Genomic DNA, 12,893 nt, shown 5'->3' on the forward strand with positions numbered 1-12,893 from the left:
AGCAAGAAAAATTCGGTTCGAAACTTTTTTAAATTTTATCATTTTATATTACTTTAATCCAGTTTTGCATGGCTTCCTACATAGTGAAGGAATTCCTGTCTTGTAATAGGGTTTGTTCTGAAAATACCACTTAGTTCTGCAGTAATTGTTGAACTTGCTGTATCTTTTATACCTCTGCAATTTACGCAAAGATGTCTTGCATCTATAATACAGGCTACATCTTTAGTTCCCAAAGCTTCCTTCATCGCTCCTACAATCTGCATTGTAAGACGCTCTTGTACCTGCGGACGCTTTGCATAATAATCTACAATCCTGTTGATCTTGGAAAGTCCGATTACTTTACCATTAGATATATAAGCTACGTGAGCTTTCCCTATTATAGGAAGAAAATGATGTTCGCAAAAAGAATAAACAGTAATATCCTTTTCTACTAACATCTGTCTATATTTATATTGATTCTTAAAAGTAGATATTCCGGGTTTATTTTCAGGAAGTAATCCACCAAAGATTTCATTAACATACATCTTCGCTACACGCTTAGGCGAATCTTTCAGACTATCGTCGGTCATATCCAGTCCAAGTGTTTCCATTATCTCACTAAAAAGACCTTCAATCTTCTGAACTTTTTCGTCTGTAGACAGCTTAAAAGCATCTTTTCTTAGTGGTGTATGTTGATTTCCGTCGTAAATATCATCATCATTATCAAAAAAATCATTCATTCTGTAATATTTTCAAGCAAAAATAATGAATAAAATCAGGATGAAAGAATCCAGATTAAATTTTAAATAATTCGTTTTTAGAACCTTAATTTTTCAAACCACGTAAATCATCAAAATTGAGTAAAAAAATAGCAAATGATTCGATTTTTTATATATTTGCAGTTGGATTAACAATTTTTAAAATACATTTACTATGTCAGACATCGCATCAAGAGTTAAAGCTATCATCGCTGATAAGCTAGACGTGGAAGAAACTGAAGTAACACCAGAAGCTAGCTTCACTAACGATTTAGGAGCAGATTCTCTGGATACTGTTGAGTTGATCATGGAGTTCGAAAAAGAATTCAACATTCAGATTCCTGATGACCAAGCTGAAAAAATTACAACAGTAGGACACGCAATCGCTTATATTGAAGAAGTAGTCAACAAATAATTGTTGAAGAACATTAAAGAAAATTTATGGAATTAAAGAGAGTAGTAGTAACTGGCTTCGGGGCCCTTACACCGATAGGAAATAATGCAAATGAGTACTGGGAGAGCCTTGTAAAAGGCACAAGTGGAGCAGCGCCGATTACTCTTTTTGATTCCACTAATTTTAAAACTCAATTTGCCTGTGAGGTTAAAAACTTCGATCCATTAAACCACTTCGATAAGAAGGAGGCTAAAAAAATGGACCGTAACTCGCAATTAGGGCAGGTTGTTGCACGTGAGGCGATTGCTCACAGCCGTATTATTGAGGACAATGTAGACAAAGACCGTGTAGGTGTTATCTGGGGATCCGGAATTGGCGGACTTGAAACTTTTGAAACTGAAGTTTTAGGGTATGCTGCTTCAAATAGTATCCCAAGATTCAATCCTTTCTTTATACCTAAAATGATCGCCGACATTACGCCGGGGAATATTTCTATAGAATTTGGATTCCATGGTCCTAACTATACTACAGTTTCAGCTTGTGCTTCTTCTGCCAATGCAATTATTGATGCTAAAATGCTTATTCAGCTAGGCAAAGCGGATGTTATTGTTTGCGGAGGATCTGAAGCAGCTGTAACAGCTAGTGGTGTAGGTGGCTTCAATGCTATGCATGCGCTTTCAACAAGAAATGACGATCCTAAAACAGCTTCCCGTCCATTCGACAAAGACAGAGATGGTTTTGTACTGGGTGAAGGAGCAGGATGTATCATTCTTGAAGAATATGAACACGCTGTAAAAAGAGGCGCTACAATTTATGCCGAACTACTGGGCGGAGGTCTTAGTGCAGATGCTCACCACATGACAGCTCCACATCCGGAAGGATTAGGTGCTTATTTAGTAATGAAAAGATGTCTGGACGATGCCGGAGTTACTACTGATGAAGTAGACCACATCAACATGCATGGTACTTCTACTCCATTAGGAGACATTGCGGAATCTCAGGCAATTGCTAAATTATTAGGTGAACACGCATTTGATATTCAGATCAATTCTACTAAGTCTATGACGGGGCATTTATTAGGTGCAGCCGGAGTTATAGAATCTATAGCAGCTTTAGGCACTATTATCCACGGAATTGTTCCTCCAACGATCAATCATTTCACAGATGATGAGAGACTGGACAGCAGACTTAACTTTACTTTCAACACAGCAGTGAAGAAGGAAGTGAATATTGCAATGAGCAACACTTTTGGATTTGGAGGGCATAATGCCTGCGTTTTATTCAAAAAGATTTAATGGAGATTAAAAGCTATTTTTCCAATCTTTTAAAAAAACGAACCAAAACTTTATCCGATAAAGATAAAAATTTTAAAGCCGCCATTAACAGACTGGTGGGCTACAAAGTGAATGACCTTAGATTATTCAAAGAAGCCTTCACTTTAAAATCTCCGAACACCACAAAAGAAGCCTTCAACTACGAAAGATTAGAATATCTGGGGGATGCTGTATTAGGAAGTATTGTTTCCTGCCACATTTTTCATGAATATCCTAATGCCAATGAAGGTTTCCTTACACAGATGAAATCTAAAGTGGTAAACCGTAAAAATTTGAATGCGCTGGGAGAGCGTCTGGAGCTTACCAGATTTTTACAAAACAAAGAAGAGAATACCACTTTGAGTGAAAATATCCACGGTAATCTTTTCGAAGCATTAGTTGGCGCTATTTATCAGGACATAGACTATGATAAATGCAGAGAAATAATTCTGGGCCAGCTTCTGACTAAACAGGACATCCTTAATCTGGAAAATAAGATTATCAGCTACAAAGGATTATTACTGGAGTGGGGTCAAAAGCAAAAAATTCACCTTCGTTTCGAAACTACTGAAGAGAACTATGTCAACAAGACTGTTCATTTCCGTAGCAGCGTATGGATGGAGGACAGACAAATTTCCAATGCATCCGAAGCTTCCAAGAAAAAAGCTGAGGAAAAAGCTGCACAGCGGGCTTACTACGCATTGCAAAAAAAAGAAAACATTAATGGCGAAAGTAAAAAAAATACGCCTTGATTTTGATGATGACGAAGCTATAACCGTCGGGCTTATCCGCTTGACGAAACCTGTTTCATATCATCAGTTTTTTTTTGACATTAATCGTTGTAACGAATTCCAATTTCACAGAACAGAAGACTTTATCACCCAAAACGGATTAACAGAATATGAATTCTTGTCCATGCAGGGTTATGATAAAGGTGAAAAAAACTGTTATCAGATAATAGCTAATAAATCCTTCAAAAAGGAAGAAAACACGCCGTCTAACCTCTTCGAGGGTTTGCAGGAGATACATTATCTGCTGGAAGAACACCAAGATGTCGATTTCTTAATAAAAACTCAGGATTCGTTTCCCGATTTTTCCTTAATTTTGTTTCCTGAAAATGTGATCTTTCCAATTCAGGAATATCAAATTCAACCTGAAGAATTAATATACCAATATATTCAAGAAAATGAGTGAATATCTAAAGAAAACTAAAATTATTGCAACCCTTGGGCCTGCATCCTCCAATAAAGAGACAATCCTGCGCATGGTACAAGCCGGAGCAGATGTTATCAGAATTAACTTTTCACATGCTGATTACGATCTGGTAAAACAAAACATTAACCTTATTCGTGAGATTAATGCTGAATATGGTTTCTCTACTTCTATTTTAGGAGACCTTCAAGGACCAAAGCTTCGTGTAGGTGTTGTAAAAGAGGGTTCTTACCTGAATCCTGGAGACGTACTTACCTTCACAAATGAAAAAGTAGAAGGTGACTCTACAAAAGTGTACATGACGTATGAAAGATTCCCGTTAGATGTAAAAGTAGGAGAAAGAATCCTTATCGACGACGGAAAGCTTGTTTTAGAAGTTATCGACACTAATGGTAAAGACACTGTTAAAGCAAAAACAATACAAGGAGGCCCTCTAAGTTCAAAGAAAGGGGTAAACCTTCCTAATACCCAGATATCTCTTCCTGCATTGACTGAAAAAGATATTCAGGATGCTAACTTTATCTTAGATAATGAATTCGACTGGATCGCACTTTCATTTGTACGTCATGCACAGGATATCATAGATCTGAAAGAACTTATTTCTAACCACCCGAACGGAAAATTATTCCGTACACCTATTATTGCTAAGATTGAAAAGCCTGAAGGTGTGAAAAATATCGACGAAATTCTTGCTGAATGCGACGGTATAATGGTGGCACGTGGAGACCTTGGTGTAGAGGTTCCTATGGAAGAAGTTCCGTTAATTCAGAAGAAACTAGCTGAAAAAGCAAGAAAATATTCTAAGCCTGTAATCGTTGCAACCCAGATGATGGAAACAATGATCAACAGCATGACTCCTACAAGAGCCGAGGTAAATGACGTTGCAAACTCTGTATTAGACGGAGCAGATGCGGTAATGTTATCTGGAGAAACATCTGTGGGTAAATACCCTGTAGACGTTGTAAAAACAATGGCTAAGATTGTAAGCAACATCGAGAATACTCAGATGTACAGTACAAGAAATGAGCCTATAGAAAAGATTAACTGTGTAGACGACCGTTTCATTACAGATTCTGTTTGTTATTCAGCTGTAAGAATTGCTGAGAAAACAGATGCTAAAGCGATCGTAACACTTACCTATTCTGGTTATACAGCATTTCAGATTTCATCTCACAGACCGAATTCTCACATTGTAGTATTCAGTTCTAACAAGCGTGTTCTTACAATGCTAAACCTTCTTTGGGGTGTAAGAGCATTCTTCTATGACATGAAAAAATCTACTGATGAAACCGTTATTCAGGTTAATATGCTTACCTGGAACTATGGCCTTGTAGAGCAAGGAGATTTTGTAGTTAACCTTAACGCGATGCCGGTTCACGAAGGTGGAAAAACAAACACACTTCGTTTAACGACAATCTAAGAAGACCTATCCTTTTATATACAATCCCTGTCAGCAGACAGGGATTTTTTCGTTTTTAGTCCATCACCAAATAATTGTATATTAGGACAAATTAATACATGGACAAAATTATTCATTCTTTTAGCGACCTTGTATGGTCCGATGCTCTTATCTATCTCTGCTTAATTACCGGTCTTTATTTTTCTATCCGAACAGGATTTCTTCAGGTTACCTATCTGAAAGATATGGTGAAACTTCTCTTCAGTAAAAACGAATCTGATAAAGGAATTTCATCATTCCAAGCATTTTCATTAGCCATTTCAGGACGTGTAGGTACCGGAAATATTGTCGGAGTTGCCACAGCTATAGCTATGGGAGGACCGGGTGCTGTATTCTGGATGTGGCTGATTGCATTCCTCGGCTCCGCATCCGCCTTCGTAGAAGCTACACTGGGGCAGTTGTACAAACAGGAATCTAATGGTGAATATCGTGGCGGAGCCGCTTATTATATAGAAAAAGGTCTTGGAGTAAAATGGTATGCAGTATTATTCGCAGTTCTTACCATTATCAGTACTGGTCTATTGCTTCCGGGTGTACAGAGTAACAGTATTGCTTCAGCTGTAAACAATTCTTTTTCTATAGGAACAGAACATTATAATTTCCCCCTGGTTGGAGAACTGCCGGTAAACTATATCGGAATTGTGATTATTATCCTTTTGGCGCTGATTATATTTGGGGGTATAAAAAGACTTGGAAAAACAGCCGAATTCGTAGTTCCGTTTATGGCAGGAATTTATATTCTAATGGCGGTCATTATTATTGTTCTCAACATTAAAGAAGTTCCTTCTGTTTTAAAACTGATTTTCAGTTCTGCATTCAATATGAACGCAACCTTTAGCGGGATCTTCGGGATGGCTATAGCCTGGGGAGTAAAAAGAGGAATTTATTCCAACGAGGCTGGTCAGGGAACTGCACCACATGCTGCGGCAGCTGCGGAAGTAAAACATCCTGCTCAGCAAGGTCTTGTTCAGGCATTTTCAGTTTATATAGATACACTATTTGTATGTTCTGCAACGGCATTTATTATCCTGTTTACAGGGCAGTATAACGTATTAGGACCGAACGATACATATTTGGTGCAAAATATTCCGGGAATTGACTATACAGGCTTTACACAGGCTGCAGTCTCCCATATTTTCCCTGGTATTGGTAAGCAGTTTGTTGCTTTTGCTTTATTCTTCTTTGCCTTTACCACTATTATGGCCTATTACTATTATGCGGAGACCAATATTTCTTATCTGGTTAAGTCTGGCAATAAAAAAACATACATCTGGATTTTAAGAGTTGTCTTCTTGTTTGCGGCATACTTCGGAACTGTTAAGGAAGCAAAAATTGCATGGGCACTGGGAGATCTTGGCGTAGGGTTAATGGCATGGGTAAATATTATTGCCATTCTCTTACTGGGAAATGTTACCCTAAAAGTATGGAAAGACTATAAGCTTAAAAAGAAATCTGGGAATATGTATTTTAATTCCAAAGAAGCAGAAATTAAAAATGCTGACTTTTGGGAGAAATAGCTTCCGGGACAGATTACTGATTATATAAAAAAACCGACAGCTGACTGTCGGTTTTTATTTTATTAAAGTGTTCCTATAATACTTTTAGGAATTGTAAATTCTTTTAGTGCAAATAAGGATAGTTCTGTGCCATATCCTGAACGTTTAGCACCTCCCAAAGGCATATCAGGCATAGATTTAGTCATTTCATTAACGCCTACAGCTCCGGATTCCAGATTTTCAGCAAAAAAGAAAGCTTTCTCTTTATTCTTTGTCCAGATTGAGTTCCCTAATCCAAATCTGGTATTATTTGCCAGTCGCAAACATTCGTCATCACTCTTTGCTATTAATACCATTCCTAACGGGCCAAAAAGCTCTTCTTCCAGAATAGGATTACCTTCATTCACTCTCATTAATCCTGGTTTAAAAACAATATCCGAGATTCTTTCTAACGGAACTATTGGCTCTGCTCCATTATCCAGTGCTTTTTTATATTGAGCTTCCAAATCATCGGCTAAATCTTTACGAGCCATTGCAGAAAGTTTAGTTTCTTTATCGTTAGGATCTCCCGGAACATACTTTTTGAATTCTTCAATAAACTTAGGAAGGAATTCGTTCTCAGCATTCTGATGGATAATAAATCTTTTTGCTGCTACACAAGTCTGTCCACAATTCTGAAGCCTTGACTCCGCTCCTACTCTTGCTGCTTTATCAAAATCAGCATCTTCAAGAATAATAAAAGCATCGCTTCCGCCCAATTCTAAAACTGATTTCTTAATATTTGTACCTGCAATAGAAGCAACAGATGCTCCGGCAGGTTCGCTTCCGGTAAGACTTACTCCTTGTATTACAGGGTTCTCTATGATCCCCTTAATTTCTTTATGTCCGGATTCCAGATTCAGGAATACTCCTTTAGGAAATCCTGCTTCTGTTAATATTTTCTCTATCGTATTCCCACTTTCAAAACAGATCGAAGCATGTTTTACCACAACTGTATTTCCTGCCAGTAGTGCGGGAACAGCAAAACGAAGCACCTGCCAGAAAGGATAATTCCATGGCATTACACCTAGTATAACTCCCATTGGCGTATGATGAACTTCACACACATTGAATTTAGTTTTTACTTCTTCCGGCTTTAATATATTCTCTGCTTTCGCATAATAATTCATCATCAAAGCACATTTCTCGATCTCAGCAATAGACTGAGAAATAGGCTTATTCATCTCACGTGTGATGATCTTTCCGTATTCTTCGGATTTATCTAACAGCAGCTGTGCTGCTTTCGCCAACAATTCCTGCTTTTCCTCAAAAGTTACCTTTCTCCATTCTCCAAAAGCTTTATCAGCTTCCAGCAACTTATTCTCAATTTGTTCTGTTGTAAGCATTTTCTGTTTTATATATTTTCTATATCATTAACCATTCATTTACTAAAGATGCCGCCAGCCGCGCTGTTCTGTCCTGAATATCATAGGCAGGATTTACTTCAGCAACATCTAAAGCTTTTAATTTATTATTCCGCAAAATATGCCTGTATAACAGCATAAATGCCTGATCCGTAAAAATTCCGTTATAGGCCGAAGCACTTACTCCAGGTGCGATAGATGCATTGAAAACATCCATACATATCGTAACATACAGTACATCTATTCCGTCCAGGAATTCATCTATCCTTGGATATAACTGTGGAAGATTTTCGAAGAAGAGTTCATCTGCAAGAATATATTTCATCCCATACTGGTGCGCAGTATCGAATAATTTCAGAGTATTACTATTCCTTTGAATTCCAATATGCATAGAGTGGATTTCTCCTTCATTAGCAATCTGCCAGAACCCTGTTCCGGATGAAGCTAAATTATTTTCCGGTTCTCTGTTATCAAAATGAGCATCAAAATTAATAATCCCAATTTTCTTAGTCGGAAAAGCTTTTTTTATGCCTGAATAATGTGCATAAGTAACTTCGTGTCCGCCGCCTAATACAATGCTTTTACCATTATTTAGCAATCCACTGGCTACAACATCTGCCAAACTTTGTTGTGTTTTTTCCAGATTTTCATCCGGACAGTATATATCCCCGAAGTCAAAAAGTCTGAAACTTGGTGATACCACCGGAAAATTACTCATATTCTTTCGGATAACATTGGGTGCCGCTGCTGCTCCTACCCTGCCTTTATTTCTTTTCACGCCTTCATCTACTGCAAAGCCATGTAGAAAATAGCTGTTATCTACTATCTCTTTATAATCTATTTTATCTTCAACTGCCTGAAAAAGCCTTCTGCTTAATAAGTCTTCACCATCAAAACGGCCGGACCAGATTCTTTCCATATTAGTATTTTTCTCCTTTGATGTAAACAGCACATGGCTCTAATGCACCTTGTCTGTATAATACATTCTGATAGTTATCTGTTTTAAAGCAAACCATGTCCGCTCTTTTTCCTTCGGATAATACGCCACGGTCTTCAAAGCCTAAAGCATAAGCCGATCTGAATGTTATCCCCGCTAAAACTTCTGCTGTGGATAACTTTTGGAATGTTGCCAGAATCGAAGCTTGTGTAACCAGCTTACCCATTGGTGCTGAGCCAGGATTCCAGTCTGTAGCGATAGCTAATATTCCGCCGGCATCTAATATTTTACGGGCCGGAGCAAAAGAATCTCCCAGGCCTATACTTGCCCCCGGAAGTGCCACTGCAACAGTATTTGATTTTGCTAAATAATCTATATCTTCATCAGAAGTTGCTTCTAAATGATCAGCAGACTTAGCACCACATTCTACAGCAACACGCGAACTTCCTGGCGTAAATTGATCCGCATGAACTGTGATTTCAAAGCCCATTGCTTTTGCCTTTTGTAAGAATGCCTTGCTCTCTTCCGGCTGAAAAGCAGATTTCTCAATAAATATATCTACCCTTTCTGCCAGATGTTCTTCCTGAACCACAGGCAAGACGTATTCTAATACATAATTAAGGTATTCTTCTGAATCTCCGTTGAAATCCTTAGGCTTCATATGTGCTGCAAGGCACGTAGGTATAAGCTTCGCTGGTGTCTTTTCTTTAGCATGGTTAATTGCTCTCAGCATTTTAAGCTCACAATCAAGCTTTAGCCCATAGCCACTTTTAATCTCTATTGTTGTAATTCCCTGACGAACAAGGTCATCTATTCTAACGCAAAGTGTTTTATGCAGCTCTTCTTCCGTTGCTTCACGGGTATGCTTTACCGAGCTCCAAATCCCACCACCGGATTCTGCAATCTCCAGATATGTTTTTCCGGCATTACGCATAGAGAAATCATTAGCACGATTTCCTGCAAAGCAGATATGTGTATGACAGTCTGTAAATGCAGGCATAGCAATTTGCTCTCCTTCCGTTTCTTCCAAAGTAACATTTGGAAATTCTTTTCTTAAAGTTTCAAAATTGTCAACTTTAACGATTTTACATGACTCAATTAATATCCCGGCGTTCTCTATAATTTCCAGCTGTTCATCTTTTAAACTACCTCGTAGAGGTAAGTTGGCAAGTGTTACTACTTGCTTAAAAGGTCCGATTATTTTCATCTCACTAATTTACGATAAAAATAGAAATTTGATTGCGCTTTATTTTTTTATAAATTTGACTCTACACAAATTTAGTTATGCCTAACTTCCTTCACCCCGATAAAGAGAATTTTTCCGATGATGAGCTTTTTCAGGAGGATCATATTCGTCCGCAAAGTTTCAGAGATTTTGCAGGGCAGCGCCAGACATTGGAAAATCTGGAAATCTTTGTTGCGGCAGCCAAATCCAGAAACAGTTCTCTGGATCATGTCTTATTACACGGCCCGCCGGGATTAGGAAAAACTACTTTAGCACACATTATTGCCAATGAACTTGGTGTTAACTGCAAACTGACTTCTGGTCCGGTATTGGATAAACCTGCAAATCTTGCAGGATTACTGACAAACCTGGAAGAGAATGATGTATTGTTTATCGATGAAATCCATAGACTATCCCCAGTCGTCGAAGAATATCTGTATTCTGCAATGGAAGATTTTAAGATAGATATTATGCTGGAAACCGGTCCCAATGCGCGTTCAGTACAGATAGGACTAAACCCTTTTACACTGGTAGGTGCAACTACGCGTTCCGGTATGCTAACAAAGCCATTACTTGCCAGATTTGGTATCCAATCCAGACTGGAATATTATAACATCGAATTGCTTTCTACTATTATACAGAGAAGCGCAAGGGTTATGGGCATCAAAATCTATGAAGATGCTTCTATAGAAATTGCTAGAAGAAGTCGTGGTACACCCAGAATTGCTAATGCTTTGCTGAGAAGAGTACGTGATTTTGCAGAAATAAAAGGCAACGGGGATATTGAAATTGAAATTACCAAATTTGCTCTAAATGCATTAAAAGTTGATGAATATGGACTTGATGAAATGGACAACAAGATATTGAGAACCATGATCGAAAACTTTAAGGCACGTCCCGTTGGCATCAGTGCTTTGGCTACTTCAATTGGAGAAAATCCGGAAACACTGGAGGAAGTATATGAACCTTTTCTTATTCAGGAAGGCTTTATTATCCGAACTCCGAGAGGGCGTGAAGTAACAGATAAAGCCTACAAGCATTTAAATATGGCCAAGCCTAAGAGGCCGGACGAGCTTTTTTAATTTATCTTTATAGTGTAGCATTGTCTCCTGAGGACTTTGCTAAAATCTATTGTTTCAGATAAAAACTTATATACATGCATATTCCTAAACTCTATAAAAGTGAGGATTTTGATTTGCTAGAGGAGATTATTAGTAATCATTCCTTTGGTCTTCTGATCTCTTCCAAAGAAAAACTGTTTGCTACCCATTCTATGTTTTTGATGAGTGGCACCAATGAGGATTTTATACTGGAAACCCATATTTCTAAAGCCAATTTTCAGGCTAAAGCTCTGAAAGACGGAGATCAGGTGCTATGTGATTTTCTTGGTGCGCATACCTATATTTCGTCCTCCTGGTACGATCATATAAATGTTTCAACATGGAATTATGAAGCAGTACAGGTTCGCGGTACAATAAGAATAATGACCGATGAAGAGCTCTACAAACATCTGGAGAAGCTGACGATTAAATATGAGAAATACCAGAAGTGCCCAATGTATGTTCAGAATATGGGAGATGAGTTTGTAAGGAAAGAAATGAAAGGAGCCTTTGGGATGAATATTATTCCGGACGAAATCTTCATTAAAAGCAAACTCTCTCAGAATCGCAATAAAAAGAACCTTGATATGATCATCGAAAACCTACAGGATTCCGGTGATAACAATGCTAAGATTATTGCAGATAAAATGCTAAAAGTAGCGGCTGACAAAGATCAGGAAGTATAAAAAGATCAATAAGTACCGGTCATCTCCGGAAAAATTACTATCTTAACCCAAAAGATTCTTTATGAAACTATATCCTATAGAAACCGGAAATTTCAAATTGGACGGCGGTGCTATGTTTGGTGTTGTTCCGAAATCTATCTGGCAAAAAACAAATCCTGCGGACAGCAAAAATCTTATCGATCTTGGTATGCGTTGTTTGCTGATTGAAGACGGAAAAAACCTTATTCTTATCGATAATGGTCTTGGTAATAAGCAGGACGACAAATTCTTTGGGCATTACGACCTGTGGGGAGATGCTACTTTAGACAAATCTTTGGCAAAATATGGCTTTGTTAAAGACGATATTACCGATGTATTTCTTACCCATTTGCACTTCGATCATTGTGGAGGCTCTATAGAATGGAATGATGACAGAAGCGGCTACCGTACTGCATTTAAAAATGCCAGATACTGGAGTAATGAAAGCCACTGGGAATGGGCTACAGAACCCAACCCAAGAGAGAAAGCAAGCTTTTTGAAGGAAAACATACTTCCTATCCAAGAAAGCGGCCAGCTTAATTTTGTGCCTTTACCTACAACGGGTAACTACGGATTTGCGCCTGACCTTAAAATGGATATTATTTTTGTGGACGGTCATACTGAAAAACAAATGTTACCGGTGATCAAATATCAGGAAAAAACAATTGTTTTCGCAGCAGACCTTATTCCAACTGTAGGTCATATTCCGTTAGTATATGTAATGGGTTATGATACACGTCCTCTTTTAACAGTATCTGAAAAAGAAAAATTCCTGAAGCAGGCTGTGGATAATGAGTATATTCTATTCTTCGAACACGATGCTCATAACGAGCTGGCAACACTAAAAATGACAGAAAAAGGGCCTCGCTTAGATGAAATTCATAAGTTCAATGATATATTCGGATATTAATAA

Annotated in this window: 13 protein-coding genes; 9 read left to right on the forward strand and 4 right to left on the reverse strand. The window is 38.1% G+C overall.

Translation table 11 applies throughout. From position 1 onward, the window contains the following. Positions 1-53: 53 nt before the first annotated feature. Complete coding sequence (gene folE, locus AYC65_RS15565) at positions 54-719, reverse strand: GTP cyclohydrolase I FolE (RefSeq protein WP_034867868.1); 666 nt, start codon at positions 717-719, stop codon at positions 54-56. 193 nt (positions 720-912) lie between these two features. Between folE and AYC65_RS15570 the strand changes: the two genes are divergently transcribed. The 6 genes from AYC65_RS15570 to AYC65_RS15595 all read left to right on the forward strand — a co-directional run bounded on the left by AYC65_RS15570 (position 913) and on the right by AYC65_RS15595 (position 6,632). Further along, positions 913-1,152, forward strand: a complete 240-nt coding sequence (locus AYC65_RS15570; protein WP_002976354.1) for an acyl carrier protein — start codon at positions 913-915, stop codon at positions 1,150-1,152. 26 nt (positions 1,153-1,178) lie between these two features. Continuing rightward, the gene (gene fabF, locus AYC65_RS15575; protein ID WP_034867870.1) at positions 1,179-2,426 is read left to right on the forward strand and encodes a beta-ketoacyl-ACP synthase II; all 1,248 of its coding nucleotides are present in this window, start codon (positions 1,179-1,181) and stop codon (positions 2,424-2,426) included. After that, complete coding sequence (locus AYC65_RS15580) at positions 2,426-3,196, forward strand: ribonuclease III family protein (protein WP_034867872.1); 771 nt, start codon at positions 2,426-2,428, stop codon at positions 3,194-3,196. Before fabF ends, AYC65_RS15580 begins: the two co-directional genes overlap by 1 nt. Next, positions 3,168-3,638 (forward strand): IPExxxVDY family protein, encoded by a 471-nt coding sequence (locus tag AYC65_RS15585; protein WP_009085607.1) that lies wholly within the window; start codon positions 3,168-3,170, stop codon positions 3,636-3,638. Before AYC65_RS15580 ends, AYC65_RS15585 begins: the two co-directional genes overlap by 29 nt. Further along, positions 3,631-5,076 (forward strand): pyruvate kinase, encoded by a 1,446-nt coding sequence (gene pyk / locus AYC65_RS15590; RefSeq protein WP_034867875.1) that lies wholly within the window; start codon positions 3,631-3,633, stop codon positions 5,074-5,076. Before AYC65_RS15585 ends, pyk begins: the two co-directional genes overlap by 8 nt. 98 nt (positions 5,077-5,174) lie before the next feature. Continuing rightward, positions 5,175-6,632: an alanine/glycine:cation symporter family protein gene (locus tag AYC65_RS15595; RefSeq protein ID WP_034867876.1), complete on the forward strand. Its 1,458-nt coding sequence runs from the start codon at positions 5,175-5,177 to the stop codon at positions 6,630-6,632. 62 nt (positions 6,633-6,694) lie between these two features. On the opposite strand, the gene AYC65_RS15600 is transcribed toward AYC65_RS15595, so the two are convergent. From AYC65_RS15600 to hutI, 3 genes are read right to left on the reverse strand one after another with little or no spacing between them, the layout of a single operon-like run. Continuing rightward, positions 6,695-7,996 (reverse strand): aldehyde dehydrogenase family protein, encoded by a 1,302-nt coding sequence (locus AYC65_RS15600; protein ID WP_052114632.1) that lies wholly within the window; start codon positions 7,994-7,996, stop codon positions 6,695-6,697. A gap of 19 nt (positions 7,997-8,015) precedes the next feature. Beyond that, positions 8,016-8,933: a formimidoylglutamase gene (gene hutG, locus AYC65_RS15605; RefSeq protein WP_034868106.1), complete on the reverse strand. Its 918-nt coding sequence runs from the start codon at positions 8,931-8,933 to the stop codon at positions 8,016-8,018. A gap of 1 nt (position 8,934) precedes the next feature. Further along, positions 8,935-10,158 carry an imidazolonepropionase gene (gene hutI / locus AYC65_RS15610; protein ID WP_034867878.1) on the reverse strand — a complete coding sequence of 408 codons (1,224 nt, stop codon included), beginning with the start codon at positions 10,156-10,158 and terminating at the stop codon, positions 8,935-8,937. Between the two features lie 77 nt (positions 10,159-10,235). On the opposite strand from hutI, the gene ruvB reads away from it, so the two are divergent. The 3 genes from ruvB (at position 10,236) to AYC65_RS15625 (ending at position 12,890) form a co-directional block, all read left to right on the forward strand. Beyond that, the gene (gene ruvB / locus AYC65_RS15615) at positions 10,236-11,258 is read left to right on the forward strand and encodes a Holliday junction branch migration DNA helicase RuvB (RefSeq protein WP_034867879.1); all 1,023 of its coding nucleotides are present in this window, start codon (positions 10,236-10,238) and stop codon (positions 11,256-11,258) included. Between the two features lie 74 nt (positions 11,259-11,332). Continuing rightward, positions 11,333-11,962: an FMN-binding negative transcriptional regulator gene (locus AYC65_RS15620; protein ID WP_034867880.1), complete on the forward strand. Its 630-nt coding sequence runs from the start codon at positions 11,333-11,335 to the stop codon at positions 11,960-11,962. Positions 11,963-12,023: 61 nt separating this feature from the next. Continuing rightward, a complete protein-coding gene (locus AYC65_RS15625; RefSeq protein ID WP_034867882.1) occupies positions 12,024-12,890 on the forward strand; it encodes an MBL fold metallo-hydrolase in 867 nt (288 codons plus the stop codon). The last annotated feature ends 3 nt before the right edge of the window (positions 12,891-12,893 follow it).

It is taken from the genome of Elizabethkingia bruuniana, from assembly GCF_002024805.1.
GTDB lineage: Bacteria > Bacteroidota > Bacteroidia > Flavobacteriales > Weeksellaceae > Elizabethkingia > Elizabethkingia bruuniana.